At 34.2% G+C, this 20,564-nt stretch carries 18 protein-coding genes, 1 tRNA gene and 1 pseudogene; 10 read left to right on the top strand and 10 right to left on the bottom strand.

Going from position 1 to position 20,564, the window contains the following annotated elements; translation table 11 throughout:
* Positions 1–98 precede the first annotated feature (98 nt).
* Both V7P59_RS00100 and V7P59_RS00095 read left to right on the top strand, forming a co-directional pair.
* Positions 99–178: transfer RNA gene (locus tag V7P59_RS00100), tRNA-Leu, on the top strand.
* 117 nt (positions 179–295) lie between these two features.
* Positions 296–796, top strand: coding sequence for a hypothetical protein (locus V7P59_RS00095; RefSeq protein WP_333807457.1), 501 nt, complete (start codon positions 296–298; stop codon positions 794–796).
* Positions 797–849: 53 nt separating this feature from the next.
* On the opposite strand, the gene V7P59_RS00090 is transcribed toward V7P59_RS00095, so the two are convergent.
* From V7P59_RS00090 to V7P59_RS00050, 9 genes are all read right to left on the bottom strand, one after another.
* A complete protein-coding gene (locus tag V7P59_RS00090; protein WP_333807456.1) occupies positions 850–1,302 on the bottom strand; it encodes a hypothetical protein in 453 nt (150 codons plus the stop codon).
* Between the two features lie 77 nt (positions 1,303–1,379).
* Complete coding sequence (locus tag V7P59_RS00085) at positions 1,380–3,482, bottom strand: prolyl oligopeptidase family serine peptidase (RefSeq protein WP_333807454.1); 2,103 nt, start codon at positions 3,480–3,482, stop codon at positions 1,380–1,382.
* A gap of 108 nt (positions 3,483–3,590) precedes the next feature.
* Entirely contained in the window at positions 3,591–4,145 is a 555-nt protein-coding gene (locus tag V7P59_RS00080) for a type 1 periplasmic binding fold superfamily protein (RefSeq protein WP_333807452.1), read from the bottom strand.
* A 14-nt stretch (positions 4,146–4,159) separates the two neighbouring features.
* Positions 4,160–6,541 carry a TonB-dependent receptor gene (locus tag V7P59_RS00075; protein WP_333807450.1) on the bottom strand — a complete coding sequence of 794 codons (2,382 nt, stop codon included), beginning with the start codon at positions 6,539–6,541 and terminating at the stop codon, positions 4,160–4,162.
* Between the two features lie 65 nt (positions 6,542–6,606).
* A complete protein-coding gene (locus tag V7P59_RS00070; protein WP_333807448.1) occupies positions 6,607–6,915 on the bottom strand; it encodes a hypothetical protein in 309 nt (102 codons plus the stop codon).
* A gap of 235 nt (positions 6,916–7,150) precedes the next feature.
* Positions 7,151–8,140: an aspartate-semialdehyde dehydrogenase gene (locus V7P59_RS00065; RefSeq protein WP_333807447.1), complete on the bottom strand. Its 990-nt coding sequence runs from the start codon at positions 8,138–8,140 to the stop codon at positions 7,151–7,153.
* A 156-nt stretch (positions 8,141–8,296) separates the two neighbouring features.
* Complete coding sequence (gene mscL, locus V7P59_RS00060; RefSeq protein WP_333807445.1) at positions 8,297–8,668, bottom strand: large conductance mechanosensitive channel protein MscL; 372 nt, start codon at positions 8,666–8,668, stop codon at positions 8,297–8,299.
* A 69-nt stretch (positions 8,669–8,737) separates the two neighbouring features.
* Positions 8,738–11,182 carry a bifunctional UDP-N-acetylmuramoyl-tripeptide:D-alanyl-D-alanine ligase/alanine racemase gene (locus V7P59_RS00055; RefSeq protein ID WP_333807443.1) on the bottom strand — a complete coding sequence of 815 codons (2,445 nt, stop codon included), beginning with the start codon at positions 11,180–11,182 and terminating at the stop codon, positions 8,738–8,740.
* 1 nt (position 11,183) lies between these two features.
* Entirely contained in the window at positions 11,184–11,780 is a 597-nt protein-coding gene (locus tag V7P59_RS00050) for a thymidine kinase (protein ID WP_333807441.1), read from the bottom strand.
* A gap of 101 nt (positions 11,781–11,881) precedes the next feature.
* On the opposite strand from V7P59_RS00050, the gene V7P59_RS00045 reads away from it, so the two are divergent.
* From V7P59_RS00045 to V7P59_RS00020, 6 genes are all read left to right on the top strand, one after another.
* Positions 11,882–12,889 (top strand): hypothetical protein, encoded by a 1,008-nt coding sequence (locus V7P59_RS00045; RefSeq protein WP_333807439.1) that lies wholly within the window; start codon positions 11,882–11,884, stop codon positions 12,887–12,889.
* Between the two features lie 235 nt (positions 12,890–13,124).
* A complete protein-coding gene (gene rsmI, locus V7P59_RS00040; RefSeq protein WP_333807437.1) occupies positions 13,125–13,802 on the top strand; it encodes a 16S rRNA (cytidine(1402)-2'-O)-methyltransferase in 678 nt (225 codons plus the stop codon).
* Between the two features lie 16 nt (positions 13,803–13,818).
* A complete protein-coding gene (locus V7P59_RS00035) occupies positions 13,819–14,034 on the top strand; it encodes a PLDc N-terminal domain-containing protein (protein ID WP_333807435.1) in 216 nt (71 codons plus the stop codon).
* A 9-nt stretch (positions 14,035–14,043) separates the two neighbouring features.
* Positions 14,044–14,469, top strand: coding sequence for an OsmC family protein (locus V7P59_RS00030; protein WP_333807433.1), 426 nt, complete (start codon positions 14,044–14,046; stop codon positions 14,467–14,469).
* Between the two features lie 234 nt (positions 14,470–14,703).
* Positions 14,704–16,404: a single-stranded-DNA-specific exonuclease RecJ gene (recJ, locus tag V7P59_RS00025; protein WP_333807431.1), complete on the top strand. Its 1,701-nt coding sequence runs from the start codon at positions 14,704–14,706 to the stop codon at positions 16,402–16,404.
* The gene (locus V7P59_RS00020) at positions 16,388–17,653 is read left to right on the top strand and encodes an MFS transporter (protein WP_333807430.1); all 1,266 of its coding nucleotides are present in this window, start codon (positions 16,388–16,390) and stop codon (positions 17,651–17,653) included. Before recJ ends, V7P59_RS00020 begins: the two co-directional genes overlap by 17 nt.
* Here the strand turns inward: V7P59_RS00020 and V7P59_RS00015 are convergent.
* Complete coding sequence (locus V7P59_RS00015) at positions 17,650–18,390, bottom strand: UDP-2,3-diacylglucosamine diphosphatase (protein WP_333807428.1); 741 nt, start codon at positions 18,388–18,390, stop codon at positions 17,650–17,652. The genes V7P59_RS00020 and V7P59_RS00015 overlap by 4 nt on opposite strands.
* Positions 18,391–18,524: 134 nt before the next feature.
* Here V7P59_RS00015 and V7P59_RS00010 point away from each other — a divergent pair, with 134 nt between their 5' ends.
* Together V7P59_RS00010 and V7P59_RS00005 are read left to right on the top strand one after the other, a co-directional pair.
* Complete coding sequence (locus V7P59_RS00010; RefSeq protein WP_333807426.1) at positions 18,525–18,830, top strand: hypothetical protein; 306 nt, start codon at positions 18,525–18,527, stop codon at positions 18,828–18,830.
* Between the two features lie 11 nt (positions 18,831–18,841).
* Positions 18,842–20,564 (top strand): annotated as a pseudogene (locus V7P59_RS00005) (hypothetical protein); the annotation flags it as partial.

Below are 20,564 nucleotides of genomic sequence, written 5' to 3'. Positions count from 1 at the left end.
TCGAACTCTGAAAGCATATTTTTAACTATTTTTTTATGAATTGCAGAAATATTTTTTACATTTGCACCCACTTAATGATATAACCATCATTTCCAAATGCCCGGATGGCGGAATTGGTAGACGCGCACGACTCAAACTCGTGTACTTAGGTGTGTGGGTTCGATTCCCACTCCGGGTACGAAACCTCTCAGAAATGAGAGGTTTTTTTATTTTTTAAAAAAATTAAAATTTGAACTGAATTTCTAAAAATCAAAATATAAAGTTTTATATTTGAGAACTATAAAAATCGCAAAGGATGAGAAAGAATTTACTTTTAATAGCTGTAATAAGTTCAATATTATTTGTTTCTTGTAAAAAAGAAGAGGATGTAAAAGCAACAGAAACACAACAGCCTACCCAGCCTTTTTCTGGTGAGGCATGGTTAAAACAGCGTGTTGGTAATCAAGGACAACAAGTGCAACCTGCTCAACAACAGATGCAACAAACAGCTCAAACACAAACAGCGCCTGGAATGAATCCACCTCACGGACAACCTGGACATAGATGTGATATTGCGGTTGGAGCGCCTTTGAATTCTAAACCTGCTCAAAGCAATTCGCAACAAACTCCTCAGGTAATCAATTCTTCAACTAAAGCTCAGCCAGTTATGAATGTTACCTCAAATGGTGGCTCAACAACTATTGTGGGTACAAATACACCACCTACACCAACCACAGCTCCGGGAATGAATCCTCCACATGGTCAAGAAGGACATCGATGTGATATTGCAGTAGGAGCACCATTACCGAAGGAATAACAAATATTAAGAAATATATAAACAGTAAATTCAAATTTAGAGTTTACTGTTTTTTATTTCAAAGGGCGTAAAGTATTGCTATAAGTTATTACATATTGAAACTTTCCTTTATTTGTCTTTTTCATCACATAAATATATTTGTGTTTTTTAGCTTTTTTTGTAGGGATTTCAATTTCTTTTTTCGAATTGTGGTCTTTAATAAGTAAGTTTTCTTGGTTATTAAAACTAAAATAGGAAGCAATTCTATTGTTTAAATTGGTAATTGGATATTCGGAATAAAGAATTTTACCATTTTGATAAATGACAATTTTTTCTCCTTTATAGGTTTGTGTTAATACCAAAATACTTTTGTTAGAATTAGTGGCATTAACTTCTTTTTGAACATTTTTAATTTCTGAATCTGATGCGCTTCTAAAATCATCACGATAAACACTTTTTATAGTTGGATTACAACTTTGTAATCCAAAAAAGAGAATAAGAATTGATATAATAACTACATGTTTCATAAATAGAAAACCTGATTTTTGAAGTTTTATTGCATAAAAAAAGAGCCCGAAGGCTCTTTTATCAGTTATTTAACTTTTTATTTTAATTCTTTAACACCCATATTGTAAAGCGTAAAGACTTGCATGTCAACATTTTCTTGAATAGTAGCTGCTACTGATTTTCCTGCTCCGTGACCCGCATTTACATCTATGCGAATTAAAACAGGATTATCTCCAGCTTGTTTGGCTTGCAATTCTGCAGCAAATTTGAAACTGTGAGCAGGGACTACACGATCATCGTGATCTCCAGTGGTTACCATGGTTGCTGGATATTTTACACCAGCTTTTACATTATGAACAGGTGAGTAACCCTTTAAATACTCAAACATTTCTTTACTTTGTTCCGCTGTTCCGTAATCATATGCCCAACCTGCTCCTGCTGTAAATGTGTGATAACGTAACATATCTAAAACACCTACTGCTGGTAAAGCTACTTTTACTAAATCTGGACGTTGTGTCATTACAGCACCTACTAATAATCCTCCATTTGAACCTCCTTTTATGGCTAAATAATCAGATGAAGTATAGTTTTCTTTGATTAAAAATTCAGCTGCAGCTATGAAGTCATCAAAAACGTTTTGTTTTTTCAATTGTGTTCCAGCATCGTGCCATTTTTTACCATATTCTCCACCACCACGTAGATTCGCAACAGCGTAAATTCCTCCATTTTCTAACCAAACCGCGTTTGCAATACTAAATGCAGGAGTTAAACTCACATTAAATCCACCATAACCGTAAAGAATTGTTGGGTTTTGTCCGTTTAATTTTGTTCCTTTTTTATAAGTGATAATCATTGGAACTTTAGTACCATCTTTTGAAGTGTAAAAAACTTGTTTTGATTCATAATCTGTCGAATTAAAATCAACTTTTGGTTTTTGATAGATTGCTGATTTTCCAGATTTAGGATCAAATGAATAGATAGTTCCCGGTGTTACATAATTAGTAAATGAAAAATACAAAGTTGTTTCTTTTTCTTTTCCACCAAAACCACCAGCTGTTCCTACCCCTGGTAATTCAATATCACGTACTAATTTCCCATCATAATCATATTGTTTGATGAATGAAACGGCATCTTTCATATAACTTGCAAAAATGTAACCACTACCTGTGTTTGGCGACAATACATTTTCGGTTTCTGCAATGCAATCTTTCCAATTTCCTTTAGTTGGGTTAGATAAATCAAACGTTACTACTCGCTTATTTGGAGCTTGAAAATTCGTTACCAAATAGATTTTAGAACCTTTGTTGTCTAACACATAATTGTCATTTTCGTAATTATCAATTAAAGTTATAATTTTACTGTTTGATTTTGATAAGTCTAAATAATACAATTCGTTTCCAGAAGTTGAATTTGCAGCAGTAATGAATAAATATTTTTCATCTTCTGAAACGTTTCCACCAACGTATCTTCTTTTTATATCGCCACCAAAGATTAATTTATCTGATTTTTGAGATGTATTTAATTTGTGATAATACAATTTATGTTGATCTGTTTTTGCGGATAGTTCGCTCCCAACGGGTTTGTCGTAGCTTGAATAGTAGAAGCCTTCATTTTTATACCATGAAATACCACTGAATTTCACATCTACAATTGTGTCGCCAATGATTTTTTTGGTTTTGGTTTCCATTACAATCACTTTTCTCCAATCGCTTCCGCCTTCTGAAATAGCATAAGCTACTAAACTACCATCTTTACTGAAGTCTAATCCACCAAGCGAAGTTGTACCGTCTTTTGAGAATGTATTAGGATCTAAAAAGATTTCTTCTTTGCCTGATTTATCTTTTCGATACAAAACGGATTGATTTTGAAGTCCGTTGTTCTTGTAATAATACGTGTAATCACCTTCTTTGAATGGAGCTGAAATTTTCTCGTAATTCCATAATTGTTCCATTCTAGTTTTTAATTGATTTCGGTAAGGAATCTTATTTAAAAAGATATTGGTAACAATGTTTTGTTTTTTTACCCAAGCTTCTGTTTCAGCACTACGATCATCTTCTAACCAACGATAAGGATCATTTACACTTTGGCCAAAATAAGTGTCAGTATGGTCAATTTTTTTTGTGTTTGGATAAATAATTTTTGTTTGCGCATTCATAACTAGTGTACAAACAATAGCGGTTAAGGTTATTGTTTTTTTCATAATGTATTTGTTGATTAAAACAAAGATATTCAAATGAATTTAAATGTTTTGTTAAAAAACAAAAACGACTGAAATTTCAGCCGTTTTGTAATAAGATCGATTTGTTTTTTAGTTTACTGCAATTGAAAAGTTAACCGCAGCATCAGTGTTTCCTCCAGCATTAGTAATATCACCAGCTGCTACTCCAGTTGCTGATTTATTTGGTAAATGTCTTAAAGTTACGGTTAACGTTCCAGTAGTACCTGAAGTCCCAGCTACTAAAGTGAAGTTTAAGCCAATTGGTTTTCCATTTGCATCAATATCGGTATAAGTTACGGTTCCAACACTTGATGGAAGCTGATAAAACACTTGATGATCCACACCTTCTTCTTCAACTTCTTCTGTAATATCTTCTGCCGGATTAACTAATTCATTTAAAAACGTTGTTGAGCCTGTGTAAGTTATTCCTGCAGTTAAATTTCCAGAAACGGTTACAACTGGTGCATTTGGTCCGTCACCATCCAAATCTCTTGAAGTTAATGTGATAATTTGCCCACCACCAACAAGAGTTGTAGTTACAGTTGTGATTACTTCTTCTTCATTCACTGGTGCATCATCATTAGAACAAGAAGTTGAAAACAATACTGGGATTACTAATAGAGCAATAAGTTTTAAATTTTTCATGATTGTAAATTGTTTTAATAATTAAATTTTAATTGAACTTGGACATTTCTACCCATTTCATCAACATAAAAGCGCTGACGATTTAGGTAATCTCGATACGTTGTATTCATTATATTTTGAACACTAAAAGATGTAGTTAAGCTATTTTTTTTATTGATTTTAAACGTCATTTCACTATAAAAATGCAACAAATGATAGCCTTTTGGTGGAGAACTAATATCAACCACAACAGGAGTTAACGTGTTGTTTGTAACAATGTTGGTTTCAAAATTGTAATTTGGGAATTGATTTTGTCTGAAAACCACTTCACTCTTTAATTCGGAAACAAAATCGAACCAAGATTCTTTTTTATATTGAATTTTATTGTTGATTACAAACGGCGGCATATCAATTAAATACTCGTTAGTACTTAGATTTTGTCCGTTTACATAAGCCATTCCTAATTCGTGTGAAAAGTGGTTGGAAATATTCCATTTGGTATTGACATCAAAACCCGTTAACAATGCTTCCGTTTGTTTGAATTCCCATACAGGGAAAGCACCACGAATAGTAGTTTCAAATCCAGTTGGTTGCAAATAAATGAAATTTGAAATTCGGTTAATAAAAGGATTAATTTGGACGCGAAACGATTTCCAATCCTTATTAAATGTGGTGTTGAATTTATATGCTTGTTCTTTTTTCAAACGTAAATCACCTAATTCTACTTGACCAGTCGAATGATGCAATCCATCACTAAATAATTCGGACGGATTTGGATTTCGTGAAGCTAAACTTACATTTACTAACCATTCCATTTCATGATGAAATTGCTTTCTAAATCCAATGTTGGCAGTAATATTATGATAATCAAAAGTAGGTTTGGTTAGCCATTGATTGCCTTCTTCTCCTACAATAAAATGTGAAAATTCAGCATCATAACCACGCTCGGTCCATCTTGATTTCAAATAATATTTTGTGGCTTCAATAGTCGAAAAATCATAACGAATTCCCGATTCTAACGAAGTTGCATTGTCGAATTTATAAACGGCAATTCCGTATAAACCAGCATCCAATTTTTCATAACTTGGAATCAGTGGACGTACACCCGTTTTAGGATTCGCAAAGTTGTTTTGGTAACCCAAATTCAATCCCGATTTCAATCGCCAATTTCCAATATTCGTTTTATAATCCGCTAAAAAAGTATGGGTTGCCAATTGTAAATCCAATGCTGCTTTATCATTGTTGGCACTACTTCTTCTAACATCAAATTCTAGACGATTATTGAATTGAAACGCATATTGAAAATCAATCGAAGCGTTTTCGTTAAGCCATCTTTGGTAATTTACTTTCGCTAAATGATGTTGTACTTCTTGTTTTGGAGCATCAATCGAGTAGGTGAAAGGTTCAATTACGCTTGGTTGTTGGTTGTTGATGGAATTGTACAAATCGTTTACATTTCCTATATGAGATGCTTTAATGATTCCAATTTGCGCATTGTAAAAACTGTACATCGCATTGAAATTATACTTTTCTTGAGCATAACGAATGCCACCCGAAAAATTTTGTTCCCGATTTCCTGAATTGGACAATACATAATCAGGTGTTTCTCTATCACCTAAATATTTGAAAGTTCCCAAAGCATTCCAACTCCAACCATAGCGATTTCCTTTTTGAAGACTTGAACTCAAACTTCCACCCATTCCGTTTGAGGCTAAGTTGAGAATTGTTTTTACAACCAAAGTATCTTTTTTAATCACTTCAGGTTCGATGACAACAATTCCTCCAATTGCATCACCACCATATTGTAAGGCAGAAGCGCCTTTAATTACCGTGATTTTTCCGGCTGAATTGATATCGAAATTCGGTGCGTGTTCCGTTCCCCACTGTTGGTCTTCTAATCGAACATTATTATTGATAATAGGCACTCGATTGCTATGCAAACCATTAATTACTGGTTTAACAATAGTACTTCCGGTTTTTAAAATTGAAACTCCAGAAACTTCTTTCAAGGCTTCACCCAAGGTTTGATTACTAAACTTTTCAATGGTAGCGCTTTTCAAAACTTGTTCGTTACTACTTTCGCTTTTTGAATTGGAAAGTTGTCGAATAGTAATATCATCTAACTTTGTAATATCTAATTTCAATTGACGATTGATAGTTAAATCGGTTGAAATTTCGATAGTTTCCTCAATAGCATGATAGCCTATAAACGAAATATAGAGTTTCTGTTTCCCTTTTGGAATGCCTGATAAAACATAACTTCCGTTTACATCGGTTGAAGTAGTTTTATTAGCAATGTGTACGTGAGCATCTCTCAGTGGTAAGCCATTTTCATCTGAAATAACGCCAGTAATTGTAACTTGAGCGTATCCGAAAAAGCCAACCAAAAAGAAAAATAATATCGATAAAAATCGCATTTCTTTTAGTTTAAATGAAACAACAACGTATCATTATTTTTGATAATGATATCGAAATATATTTTTTAAACTAAAGCAGGCGGACCGCGAAGATAAAACGAATTTCCATCAAACGTAATGCAAGATTCATTACTATTGAATTGATATGGAATTTCGTAAAACGAAGGAATAAAATCAAAATGGAAAACTTCTGGTGAAAGGAAAGCTGCAAATTTGAAATCACAAACAGGACAGTCATCACTTTCCGTAAACGTTTTTTCAGAAGTTTTAAAAGTCAAATGATGCGAATCATCACAACATTCTGTTTTTAAATGATGATCATGCGAAAAAGTGTGAATAGATTGATAACTCACAGCAAATAATACTGCAAGCATCAAAAACAAATTCATATGTAATAATTTCTTTTTCACTATCACAAATATACTGCTTTTAGGGCAAAGCCAAAAAACAAACCACGAATTAACGATTTTTTAAGTTTTGATGACTTATTCGTTAGTTCGTGGTTATGTTTGAAACACATAGAAACAAAGAATTTAAGTTTGATGTGGACTCAAAAAAAGAGTAACATACTTATCTATAAAAATAAACTATGTGGCTATGTGTTTAAAATTACACTAAGTTATTCGCAACCAAATATTCCGCAATTTGAATTGTGTTTGTAGCTGCTCCTTTTCTTAAGTTATCTGCCACAATCCACATGTTGATGGTGTTGGGTTGGCTTTCATCTCTACGGATTCTTCCTACGAAAACATCATCTTTTCCTTGTGCGTAAATTGGCATTGGATACGTAAATGTTTCTAAATTATCTTGAACCGTTACACCTGGCGTGTTTTGTAAAATTTGACGTACTTCGTTTACATCAAAATCGTTTTCAAACTGAATGTTAACCGCTTCACTGTGTCCACCAACTACTGGAATACGAATTGCCGTTGCTGTAACCGCAATCGTGTTATCGTTTAAGATTTTTTGCGTTTCACGAACCAATTTCATTTCTTCTTTGGTGTAACCGTTTGCTTCAAAACTATCACATTGTGGAATCGCATTTCGGTGAATTGGATATTTGTATGCCATTTCACCTTCAATTCCTGCATATTCATTTTCTAACTGACGCACGGCTTTTACTCCGGTTCCGGTAATCGATTGGTAAGTAGAAACTACAATACGTTTGATGTCATATTTGGCATGTAAAGGTGCTAGAGCCATTACCATTTGAATCGTTGAACAGTTTGGATTTGCAATAATTTTATCTTCCTTAGTTAAAACCGATGCATTGATTTCTGGAACTACTAATTTCTTAGTGGCATCCATTCGCCAAGCAGAAGAATTATCGATTACGGTTGTTCCTACAGCTGCAAATTTTGGAGCCCACTCTAAAGAAGTTTCTCCACCTGCCGAAAACAAAGCAATTTCAGGTTTCATATCTACAGCGGTTTGCAAACCTACCACTTTATAGGTGTTGCCTTTCCATTCTATTTCTTTTCCAACTGACTTTTCAGAAGCAACTGGAATTAACTCTGTTACAGGAAAATTACGTTCTGCTAATACTTGAAGCATTATTTCGCCTACCATTCCGGTAGCGCCTACTACGGCTACTCTCATTGTGTGTGTTATTTAAAGATGCAAAAATATAGAATATTCAAACGACTTAGCAAATATTGATGAAATTATAACAAAAGTTTTGATTTGTAACAGGATTTTAAAAAAATACCCCGACGAATCGGGGTTTAGTTAGAATATATAATGTAGCGGTATCGACTATTTTTTCAATAAATCTCTAATTTCAGCTAATAATTGCTCTTGTGTTGGTCCTGTTGGTGCTGCTGGCGCTGGTTCTTCTTTTTTCTTTGCAGCATTAATTCCTTTAATCAATAAGAAAAGGACAAAAGCTACAATTACAAAGTTAATTACAGCCGACATGAACATACCATATTTAACTCCTCCAAAAGCGGTTAATTCTTCAATTTTTGACAAGTTAGCAGCTTCTAAGGCTGGTTTTAAAAGCAATGGTGTAATTACATCTTCGATAAACGAACTCACAATTTTACCAAATGCACCACCAATGATAACCCCGATGGCTAAATCTACTACATTGCCTCGCATGGCAAACTCTTTGAACTCTTTCAACATAATTAGGGAATTTAAGTTAGTTTTTGTTTTAATTTTCTATAACGAATATACAAAATTTAAAACAAAATGTTAATTTTTGAAGAAAATTCGTTTTACTCGTTGCGAAATTCCAGTCAGTATTTCATAAGGAATCGTACCGATAACACTCGCCATTTCGGTTACTTTTGGGTTTTTTCCAAACACAATTACTTCATCTCCAGTTTTACAGGAAATATTCGTAACATCCACCATCATCATATCCATACAAATCGAACCTAAGATGGTGGCTTTTTGATTATTGATGGTAACAAAACCTTTTTCATTGCCCCAAGCTCTTCGAATGCCATCGGCATAACCAATCGGAATCGTAGCGACTTTCATTTTTTGGGTTACTCGAAATCTTCGGCTATAGCCAATGCTTTCTTCTGGTGAAACTTCTCTTATCTGGGAAATGATGGTTTTTAAAGTACTGACATTCTCAAGTTTTTTTAATTCTAAATCCGAATTTCCAATACCATACAAACCAATACCTAATCGCACCATTTCCATTTGTTTTTCAGCATAATTAAAAATTCCAGACGTGTTTAAAATATGGCGAATTGGTTTTGAAGGCAATACTTTTTCTAATTCGGAATACATCGCATCAAAACGTTGAAATTGTAATTTCGTGAAATCATCAAATTGCAAGTCGTCACTCGCCGCTAAATGCGAAAACACGCTTTTCACCTTAACGAAATTGTTGTTTTTTAGTAAGGAACACAATTCGTCTATCAAATGCGGTTCAAATCCTAAACGATGCATTCCGGTATCCAATTTTATATGAATCGGATAATGGGAAATATTTTGGTGTTGGGCAATTTTTAAAAACGCTTGTAAACCCGTAATCGAATAAATTTCAGGTTCTAAATTATAGGCAATCATGGCTCTAAAACTACTGTTTTCGGGATTTAAAACCATAATTGGCGTCGTAATTCCTGCTTTTCGTAATTCGATGCCTTCATCGGCAAATGCTACACCTAAGTAATCGACTTTATGATGTTCGAGCAATTTCGCAATTTCATAACCGCCATTTCCGTAGCCAAACGCTTTTACCATGACCATGATTTTGGTTTCTGGTTTTAGTTTGGATTTGTAGAAATTCAAGTTGTGACTAATCGCATCGAGGTTGATTTCTAAAATGGTTTCATGATTTTTCTCTTCCAATAAAACCACAATTTCATGAAAGTTAAATCCTCGAGCGCCTTTTACTAAAATGGTCTCGTTTTGAAACGATTGTGTATTAAATTGCTGTAAAAATTCTTGTGTAGTGGCAAACGAAATCACATTGGGTAAATCGTTCAATTGTTTTCCGATGGTTTCGCCTATGGTAATAATACGCTCGATTTTATTTTTCGAAAGCAGTTGTTTTACTTGATTGTAAAGCGTTTCTACAGCAATTCCGCTCGTGAAAATATCGGATAAAATAATCGTTTTTTTATCGTGTAATTTTTGTTGTTCTAAGAAATCTAACGCAATTTTCAACGATTGATAATCCACCGAATAACTATCGTCGATGACCAAACAATTGTTAATGCCTTTCTTAGCTTGAAGTCTTAATTCTACTGGATATAATTCGGCAACGCGATTTTGGATAAACGCAATTTCTTCGCCTAAAAATAGCATGAAATTCACGCAAGTAATTACATTTTCAATCGAATTTTCATCGGAAAACGGAATAGTTACACTAAAAGTGTTGGTTGCGTTTTTAAAAGTTAATTCGGTTTTACCATTTTCATTTTTCTTCGAAACGAAAAGATTCGCGCTTTCATCTGAAAAGCTCCAAGTATGTTTTTGACTATTTTCTGGAAGTAAAGCTTCAATTTCAGCATTCTTTTCCAAGAAAACATCCGAACAATTTTCAAAAAGTTGGACTTTCTCTTTGATTTTGGCTTCTCGATTGGGAAAACCTTCATCATGAACCGAACCAATATTCGTTAAAATGCCATATTTCGGTTGAATGATGTGTTCTAGATTTGACATTTCATTTGGTAACGAAATTCCCGCTTCAAAAATTCCTAAATCGTAATTTCCTTCAATCGCTAAAATAGATAACGGAACGCCGACTTGCGAATTATAACTTTTCGGATTTCGAACAATCAAATGATTTGGACTTAATAAGAAATTTAACCATTCTTTTACGATGGTTTTTCCGTTGCTTCCTGTAATTCCTACAAATGGAAAATCGAATTGTTTTCGATAGCCAATCGCAGTTAGTTGCAAAGCTTTTAACGAATTCTCAACGATAATAAAATTCGCTTTTTCGTATAAATGTTCCGGAATATATTCGACTACAAAATAGCGAACGCCTTTTGCAATCAACTCTTCCAAATACAAATGTGCATCGTGATTTTGTCCTTTTATAGCAAAAAATAAGGTGTTATTTCCATTTTGCAACGAACGGCTGTCAATCGAAATATGACTTGCGGTAAACTCAGTCGAATTTCCGTGAAAAACGCCTTTACAAAACGAAATGATATGACTAAGGTTGAGGTTCAATTTATTCAGTGTCTTCTTTATGTTCGCGAATGGCTCTGTAGTAAGCGGCACGGCTTAAAGGTTCATATTCTTCAGTTTCGCCAAGCATTACCAGTTTTTCATCATTAGATTTTCTAAAACTATAATGTGCTAAATTTCCAGTACGCGTACAAACCGCGTGAACTTTGGTAACATATTCGGCTGTAGCCATAAGTGCTGGCATCGGTCCGAATGGATTTCCTTTAAAATCCATATCCAATCCAGCCACGATAACACGGATTCCTGAATTGGCTAAATCATTACAAACGGCAACAATTTCTTCGTCGAAAAATTGGGCTTCGTCAATACCTACGACATCGCAACCTTGAGCTAAAATTCGAATATTTTCAGCAACAGGAACTGGTGTAGAACGAATTTCATTTTTGTTGTGCGAAACTACCATTTCGTCATCATATCGAGTATCGACAGTGGGTTTGAAGATTTCTACTTTTTGTTTGGCAAACTGAGCGCGTTTTAAGCGGCGAATTAATTCTTCGGTTTTACCCGAAAACATCGAGCCACAAATTACTTCAATCCAGCCAAATTGTTCTTGTTGATTTACGGTATTTTCGAGAAACATTTTGTATCTTTCGTACGTTAAAAATTATTTTCTGTTACATTTGTAATCAAAACAAAATTATTAAAAAAGTATCGATATATTCAATTCCATCCAATAAAGTTATGAAGAAAAGAGTAACCGCTGAATTAATCAGTATTGCCCACCGAATTTTAAAGTTAAAAAACCATTCAGAAACGGTTCAATTGCAGCAAGAAGCTAAAAATTTGTACGATCAGTTAACCATTTTACGCTTTTATGAAGAAAATTTCGAATTCGTAAAAAATGAAATTTCAGAAGAAGTTTTTGAAGCAAAATTAGAAGGAAAGCAAGCCGATGTTTTTGAACAACCAATTGCAGTTGTGGAAGAAGTTTTACCAGTAAATGAAGAAACGATGGTTAATTCTGAGGATTTGGAACCAATTGCTGAAGGACCAATAAACGAAACTCCATTAGAAGAGAAAAAAATTGTGGTGGCGGAGTTGGTAGTTGAAGATGATGAAGATGAAGAAGAAGTTTTGATGACACCAGTGGAAGAAGAACCGATTGAGGAAGAAATTCTTGTAGAAGAACCAGTTGCTGCTTCAGATGTTTCAGAACCAAAAATAGAAGAACCTGCCAAGCAAATTTCATTTGAAGATTTATTGGTACATGATTATCAAGAATTGGATTTTGTGAAAGTAGAGGATGTTCCGGCTGAAGTTGAAAAAGTATCAGAAACCGTTTTTGATTCCAAAATTTCGGAAGTAAAACCAGAAGAAGAAGTCAAGGTGGAAATTGTTCCCGAGACTATAGTTGTCGATTCTGAAACTTTGCAACCAAAAGTGTTAGAAGAAGAAGTAAAAGCAACTTTCGAAAAAGTAAGCCAAGAACCAAGAATCAGTTCGTTAAACGATAGATTAAATAAAGCCATTACTTTCGGATTGAACGATAGAATCGGATTTGAGAAGAAATTATTTGGCGGAAGTTCGGATGATTTTAACCGCGTAGTTTCGCAATTGAATACGTTTGATAGTTTTGAAGAAGCCAAAGCTTTTGTAGATGATTTCGTAAAGCCAGATTATAACAATTGGGAAGGTGCGGAAGAATATGAAACGCGTTTTATGGAAATTGTGGAGAAAAAGTTTAGTTAGTTTTTAGTCGCAGTCACAGTTTTCAGGCACAGATTTCTTTTGATGAATTCGTACTAATTCATGAAATTTGGGTTTTTAGTTTAACCACATAGAAACATAGGTTTTTCTTGTTTGAGTTTTGGTTAGCACGTATAGCTAATGTGTAGAAATCTATTTTCTATATAATTCTTTTAAAATTTAAGTTTTGCTATGTGTCTATGAGGTAAAAATTCTTTTTTATTCAAATCGTTTATAAATGAGTAAATTATATATCGTTCCAACGCCAATTGGTAATTTAGAAGACATGACTTTTCGTGCGATTAAAGTGCTAAAAGAAGTCGATTTAATTTTAGCAGAAGACACGCGAACCAGCGGAAAATTGCTAAAACACTTCGAAATTGCTACGCACATGCATAGTCATCACATGCACAACGAACATAAAACCGTTGAAAATTTGGTCAAGCGATTACAAGCAGGCGAAACTATTGCTTTAATCAGTGATGCAGGAACTCCAGCTATTTCCGATCCAGGATTTTTGCTCACACGCGCTTGTGTGGAAAACGGAATTGCCGTGGAATGTTTGCCAGGAGCAACGGCTTTTGTGCCAGCTTTAGTGAACAGCGGTTTACCCAATGATAAATTCGTATTCGAAGGCTTTTTGCCCGATAAAAAAGGAAGACAAACCCGTTTTTTAGCCTTACAAGAAGAATATCGCACGATGATTTTCTATGTATCGCCACATAAATTAAACAAAACCTTAGCCGAATTTGTACAATATTTCGGTGCCGAAAGACCTGTTTCTGTTTCCCGAGAATTATCCAAATTACACGAAGAAACCATAAGAGGAACTGCCGAAGAAGTGTTAAAGCACTTTGAAGCGAAACCAGCTAAAGGTGAAATTGTGGTTTGTGTTGGGGGGAAGAGTTTGAAGTAAATTTATAGTATTATATATGGAGTTTCAGTTAGATAATTTTTCATTTGGATTAATGATTTGGCAAATTATATTATTTGTTACATTGTTTTTTTGGTTGTTTTGTGTAATTGATGTTTTGAGAGCCTCGTTTAACGGTAATGATAAATTGATATGGGTTTTAGTTTTGCTGTTTGTTCCTTTACTAGGACCATTTTTGTATTTATTTATCGGAAGGAATAAACGAATAAAATAAATTTTAATAATGGAAACACACAACATAACTACTACCTGGAAAGGTAACATGCAATTTGAGTCCACTAATCCAAGTGGTGATATTATTTCAATTGACGCCGGACCAGAAAATGGTGGCGAAGGGAAAGGCTTGCGTCCAAAAGCGTTGATGTTATCGGCTTTAGCGGGTTGCACAGGATTAGACGTGGCTTCATTAATGGAAAAAATGAAGTTAGAAGTAACTGATTTTAAAATAGAAACTTCAGGAGAATTAACCGAAGAACATCCAAAAACGTATCATACAGTAAAGGTTGATTACCATTTTTATGGTAGTAATTTAGATGAGAAAAAACTTGAAAAAGCTGTGAATTTATCGGTAGAAAAATATTGTGGTGTAATGGAGATGTTTCGTCAATTTGCAAAAGTTGAGGTGGCGATTTTTTATCATAAAATTTAATTAAAAGGATTTACCACATAGAAACATAGATAAAAAAGTTAGTTTTAGTTCATGCTGAATACACAAAGCCTATCTAACCTATAAAAAGTGTAACGACTATTTTGATAAAAATCAACCTATGTTTCTATGTGGTTATTTTTTTTCATTAAGTAAATTCAAAAATATTTATACCTTTGTCATTCAATAATATAAGCCAAAATAAATAATTCATAATTTTTAATTCGTAATTAAACTATGCGTTGGAATTCAAAATCTAAGCCAAATCCAGAAAAAGTACAAGCCATTCAGCAAGCACTTCAAGTCGATGAAATTATTGCGACACTTTTAGTTCAACGAGGAATCGAAACCTTCGAACAAGCCAAAACCTTTTTTCGTTCCACTTTAGCCGATTTGCACAATCCGTATCTCATGAAAGATATGGACAAAGCTGTTGCGCGAATCGAAAAAGCCATTGCTAACAACGAAAATATTTTAGTTTTTGGAGATTACGATGTCGATGGAACAACCGCTGTTTCCTTAGTTTCAAGTTATTTACGAAGTTTTTATCCGAATGTTGCGACTTATATTCCTGATAGATATGCAGAAGGTTACGGCATTTCTTATATGGGAATTGACTATGCTGAAGACAACGATATTTCTTTAATTATTGCGTTGGATTGTGGCATCAAATCTATTGACCATGTAAATTATGCCAAAGCAAAAAACATCGATTTCATTATTTGCGATCATCATAGACCGGGCGAAATTTTGCCCGAAGCCGTTGCGGTTTTAGATCCAAAACGAGATGATTGTTCCTATCCGTATGATGAATTATGCGGTTGTGGTGTTGGGTTTAAATTGATTCAAGCTTTAGCTGAAAATAGAAACCAAACGATTGATGATCTAGTAGAATATTTAGATTTAGTAGCCACTGCGATTGCTGCTGATATTGTTCCGATTACGGGTGAAAATAGAGTGTTGGCGAAATTTGGTTTGGAAGTGATTAATTCGAATCCACGGCCAGGAATTAAGGCTTTGATTCAAAATGTGAAGAAAAAAGTCTTGACAATTACTGATGTCGTTTTCATTGTAGCGCCAAGAATCAACGCAGCAGGAAGAATCAAACACGGAAATGAAGCGGTTGCTTTATTAACGGAATACGATTTAGAGCAAGCCGAACAATTTGCTTCCGAAATTGAACAGCATAATTCCGATAGAAAAGAATTAGACAAAAAAATTACACAAGAAGCCTTACTTCAAATTGAAGAAAATAACGAACAAAACCGATTTTCAACGGTTGTCTATCAAGAAAATTGGCATAAAGGCGTTATCGGAATTGTCGCTTCAAGATTGGTAGAAAATTACTATCGGCCAACGATTGTTTTTACGAAAAGTGGCGAAAAATTAGCTGCTTCGGCACGTTCTGTAAAAGATTTTGATGTTTATAATGCGTTGGAAGCGTGTGCAGAACATTTGGAACAATTCGGTGGTCATATGTATGCGGCTGGAATGACGCTTTTGGAAGAAAACTACGAAAATTTCAAAAATGCCTTCGAAAAAGTCGTGCAAGAAACCATTCACCCTGATTTGTTGACACCTGAAATTTCATACGATGTCGAAATCGAATTATCCGAAATCAATCCGAAATTAATGCGATTATTAAAACAATTCGAACCTTTCGGCCCGGAAAATATGACGCCGTTATTTTTAGCGAAAGGATTAATCGATTCAGGTTATGCTAAGACTTTAGGTTCCGATAATGAACATTTGAAAGCATTTGTAAAACAAGGAAATTCAGAATACTTTGGTGCGATTGGTTTTGGATTAGGTAATAAATTAGACTTGGTTACCAACAAAAATAAATTTGATGCAATTTTCTCCTTAGAAGAAAATGAATGGAAAGATACTGTAACTTTGCAATTGCAATTACGTGATATCAATGCTTCAAATTACTAAAAAAGATCCTTTTTCTTCGTTAAGAATTCCAGAATTTCGCTGGTTTTTAGCCATGCGATTGTTTATTGTTTTGGCTTGGTCAATGCAGTTTGTATTGATTGAATGGGAAGTGTATCGCATTACAAAAGATCCATTATCATTAGGATTAATTGGTTTAATGGAAATCATTCCAGCCATAAGTATGGCTTTGTTTGCTGGGCATATTGTGGATCAAAACGAGAAAAAAGGATTGTTAATCAAATGTTTTTCTGGATTAGCTATCATTAGTGCTTTTTTATGTTTATTAGTCCATCCGAATTTTATCGATTCATTTTCAAAAAATACCATTTTATATGGAATTTACACTCTAGTTTTTGTGGGCGGAATCATTCGTGCTTTTCTAATTCCGTCTGTTTTTAGTTTATTAGGGTTAATTATTCCTAAAAAAGAACAGCCAAATGCAGCGACATGGAGTAGTTCTACTTGGCAAGTGGCGGCTGTAATTGGACCGGCTTTAGCGGGATTTGCAATTGGTTGGGTTGGTGTTTTTTGGTCGTTGGTTTTTGTAGTTTTTTGTGTGATTATGGCTTTAATCGTACTAACACAAATTGAAAAAAAACCGATTTTAAATCCGAAAATAGGCGAACCAATTTTCAAAAGTCTGAAAGAGGGATTATCGTTTGTGTTTCGTTCTAAACCCATTTTGAATGCAATTTCTCTGGATATGTTTGCGGTTTTGTTTGGTGGAGCAGTTGCTTTGCTACCTATTTTTGCTCAAGATATTTTAAAGGTTGGTTCGGAAGGTTTTGGAATTTTAAGAGCTGCACCAGCCATTGGGGGTTTGATTACCATGTTGATTTCAACTTCAATTCCGTTACATCGAAAAGCAGGTAAAAAGCTATTATTGGCTGTTTTTGGATTTGGAGTTTGCATTATTGTTTTCGGATTATCGACAAACTTTTGGTTATCCGTAGTAGCTTTATTTTTAAGTGGTGTTACAGATGGAATTTCAGTAGTAATCCGTCAAACCATTTTACAAATTTACACTCCCGACCATATGAGAGGACGTGTATCTTCCGTGAATTCAATTTTCGTGGGTTCATCCAATGAATTAGGCGCATTTGAAAGTGGCTTGGCTTCCAAAATTATGGGAGTGGTTCCGGCAGTGGTTTTTGGTGGTGTGATGACATTAGGAATTGTAGGCGTTACCGCTGTAGCATCACCAAAATTTAGAGAATTAGATATCGAAAAAGATTTGGAAACGATTTAGTTTTTGAATTCTTTTAATTCCATTTTTTCTCCATCAAAAACACCATAGGTAAAATAACTAATCCAGTCGCCTAAGTTTACATATTTAGAATTTTCGTTTATTTCAATTTCTAAAGGTAAATGGCGATGACCAAAAATAAAGAAATCATAATGTTTGGTTTCCAATTTACGTTTGCAGTATTGTACTAACCATTCATTGTCTTCTCCTAAATATTTTACATCTTCTGCGCCAGAAATTAGTTTATTTTTTACCGATAGATATTGTGCTAATTTCACACCAATATCTGGGTGTAACCATCTAAAAAGCCATTTTGAAAACGGATTAGTAAAGACTTTTTTCATTCGTTTGTAACCCATATCACCCGGTCCTTTTCCGTCTCCATGACCAATTAAAAAGGTTTTACCATTAAAAGTGAATTCTTGATTATCGTGATAAACAGGAATATTCAACTCTTTTTGAAAATAATCGTGCATCCATAAGTCGTGATTTCCTACAAAAAAATAAATTGGTATGCCAGAATCCTTAATTTCTGCTAATTTTCCTAAAACTCTAATAAATCCTTTTGGAACTACAGTTTTATATTCAAACCAAAAGTCAAATAAATCCCCTAACAAGAATATGGCATCAGCATCTTGCTTAACCATTTCAAGCCATTGAATAAATTTATGTTCTCTTGGAAAACTTAATTCTGGAGTTGGCGCTCCAAAGTGTTGATCTGATGCAAAATAGATTTTCAAGTTAAATTAGTGTTAAATTTGTGTTAATCATCGATTTTTTTTACACTTTATCGATTTAGTATTCGCTTTGTTAACAAATTATAAAAAAACAAATATTTTTAACAGATTATTTATTAATTGTTAAAAATAATATTATGAGAAAAATTTATTTAATAATTTTCTTTTTGGTTTCTTTTTTTGCTTTTTCACAAGACAAAGTTAAAAATTTAGAAGAAGTAAAAGGAACTTTTCAACTAGAAATTCTAAAAATGAATGTTGAACCTATTTCAATAACATCAGAATTACTTGAAAAAATTTATAATTTGAGAAAAGAATCTGAAACAGTTTATCTTCAAATAGATGAATTTAGAAGAATAAAGATTTTTTCTCGTAAAGATTTATTAGCTGAAAAAAACAAAAATACAGATGAGTATGTTTTAGTTAATTCTTTTAAAAATTAAGATAAAGTAATATGAAAAAAATTATACTTTTATTGCTTGTTTTTACGGGGCTTAATGCATACTCACAAGCAGCAGGAGACACGCCATGTAATGCTTTACAATTGTATCCTTACACTACATGTGCAAATAATTCAGGAGCACAATATGCAGGGCATTATCAAAGTGAAAATGCAGCGGGAAATAATGTTACTATGACAGGTACTAGTACTATAAATCCAGCATGTACTACAGATAATGAAACTTCTCAAGCTGTTAGATGGATTTCAGTTGTTGCCACAACTACGTCCTTTACAATAACAAATTTAACTGATTATTCCGGACCAGGTGCTGCAACAGCAGAACAGAGAGATTATGTAGTTTTTTCTGGACCATGTAATAGTTTAACTCAAATAGCATGTTCTGCCTCAGTTGTTTTAAATGGAACATTTACTGTAACGGGATTGACAACAGGGCAAACTTATTACATTATGGTTTCACAGTCAGCTGCAGCCTTTAGTGGCTATCCTACTGCTAATGCAGCGGCAACATGTATTACAAGTACTGTGCCTCATGTAGCTAGTAATGATGCTTGTGCTAATGCTTTTACTCTTCAAAATAATGTAACTTATACATCAACAAACGCAGATAGTACAGTTGATGGACCGAGTGTTTGCCAAAATCCAGCTTCAGGTTCTGTTGAAAATAATGTTTGGTATCAATGGTGTGCACCTTCTAATTGGCCAGTAGGGCAGTTAGCCTATTTAAATGTTAACAATCAAGTTTGTAATAGCACACAAGGATTACAACTCTCAATTTATGGACCAGGAACTACTTGTGCTCAAATAACAGGTGGAACAGCCACTTCCATAGTTTGTCAAAATCCAGGTTCAACAACCAATTATAATTACACTTTTAATGCTAGTCCTAATCAATGTTATTTAATAGTTTTAGATGGATTTGCAGGAACAGCATGTACATTTGATATCCAAGTTTCAGCAAGTTTAGTTTGTGCTACTCCACCTGTTGCTCCCACTGTAACTGTTACTCAGCCAACATGCGCTGTCACAACAGGTACAATAACTGTTTCTTCCCCTTTAGGAGGGACATTGCAGTATAGTATAAATGACGTTGTTTTTCAGTCAGGAACTACTTTTTCAGGACTGGCTCCAGGGACTTATAACGTAACAGTAAGAAATTCGGCTGGATGTATTTCAACAGCAACAGTTGTTGTTATTAATTCACCAATTGGAGCACCAGCAGTTCCAACTATCACAACAACTGCACCAACATGTGTTGCGTCTGGTACTTCTACAATATCTAACTATGATGGATCACTAACATATACTTTCACTCCGTCAGGACCAACCGTTGGTGCGGGAGGTTTAATTTCCGGGATGACAGTTGGAACGAGTTATACTGTAACAGCAGGAAATGGTACTTGTACATCAGCTTCATCGGCATCATTTACCAATTTAGCGACGTTAAGTGTTCCATCCCAACCAACGATTAGTACTACAGCAGCAACGTGTTCATCAGCTGGAGTTTCGACTATTACTAATTATAATGGAGCATTAACTTATGTATTCACTCCATCAGGACCAACCGTTGGTGCAGGAGGTTTAATTTCAGGAATGACAGTTGGTACGAGTTATACCGTAACTTCATCAAACGGAAGTTGTTCATCAGTAGCATCAGCATCTTTTAGTAATGCAGCCCAATTGACAACACCAGCAGTTCCAACAATTACTACTACAG

The sequence above is a fragment of the Flavobacterium sp. genome (assembly GCF_036782315.1).
Classification (GTDB): Bacteria; Bacteroidota; Bacteroidia; order Flavobacteriales; family Flavobacteriaceae; genus Flavobacterium.
The sequence above is the reverse complement of the archived record's forward strand: the minus strand, read 5'-3'. Positions and strand labels throughout refer to the sequence as shown.

Excerpts from the sequence above, each read along its gene's own strand:
- V7P59_RS00070 (WP_333807448.1), bottom strand. The coding sequence starts at position 6,915 with ATGCTTGCAGTATTATTTGCTGTGAGTTATCAATCTATTCACACTTTT.
- V7P59_RS00065 (WP_333807447.1), bottom strand. The coding sequence starts at position 8,140 with ATGAGAGTAGCCGTAGTAGGCGCTACCGGAATGGTAGGCGAAATAATG.
- V7P59_RS00085 (WP_333807454.1), bottom strand. The coding sequence starts at position 3,482 with ATGAAAAAAACAATAACCTTAACCGCTATTGTTTGTACACTAGTTATG.
- V7P59_RS00010 (WP_333807426.1), top strand. The coding sequence starts at position 18,525 with ATGAGAAAAATTTATTTAATAATTTTCTTTTTGGTTTCTTTTTTTGCT.
- V7P59_RS00030 (WP_333807433.1), top strand. The coding sequence starts at position 14,044 with ATGGAAACACACAACATAACTACTACCTGGAAAGGTAACATGCAATTT.
- V7P59_RS00050 (WP_333807441.1), bottom strand. The coding sequence starts at position 11,780 with ATGTTTCTCGAAAATACCGTAAATCAACAAGAACAATTTGGCTGGATT.
- mscL (WP_333807445.1), bottom strand. The coding sequence starts at position 8,668 with ATGTTGAAAGAGTTCAAAGAGTTTGCCATGCGAGGCAATGTAGTAGAT.
- V7P59_RS00075 (WP_333807450.1), bottom strand. The coding sequence starts at position 6,541 with ATGCGATTTTTATCGATATTATTTTTCTTTTTGGTTGGCTTTTTCGGA.
- V7P59_RS00095 (WP_333807457.1), top strand. The coding sequence starts at position 296 with ATGAGAAAGAATTTACTTTTAATAGCTGTAATAAGTTCAATATTATTT.
- rsmI (WP_333807437.1), top strand. The coding sequence starts at position 13,125 with ATGAGTAAATTATATATCGTTCCAACGCCAATTGGTAATTTAGAAGAC.
- V7P59_RS00035 (WP_333807435.1), top strand. The coding sequence starts at position 13,819 with ATGGAGTTTCAGTTAGATAATTTTTCATTTGGATTAATGATTTGGCAA.
- V7P59_RS00045 (WP_333807439.1), top strand. The coding sequence starts at position 11,882 with ATGAAGAAAAGAGTAACCGCTGAATTAATCAGTATTGCCCACCGAATT.
- V7P59_RS00090 (WP_333807456.1), bottom strand. The coding sequence starts at position 1,302 with ATGAAACATGTAGTTATTATATCAATTCTTATTCTCTTTTTTGGATTA.
- V7P59_RS00080 (WP_333807452.1), bottom strand. The coding sequence starts at position 4,145 with ATGAAAAATTTAAAACTTATTGCTCTATTAGTAATCCCAGTATTGTTT.
- V7P59_RS00020 (WP_333807430.1), top strand. The coding sequence starts at position 16,388 with ATGCTTCAAATTACTAAAAAAGATCCTTTTTCTTCGTTAAGAATTCCA.
- recJ (WP_333807431.1), top strand. The coding sequence starts at position 14,704 with ATGCGTTGGAATTCAAAATCTAAGCCAAATCCAGAAAAAGTACAAGCC.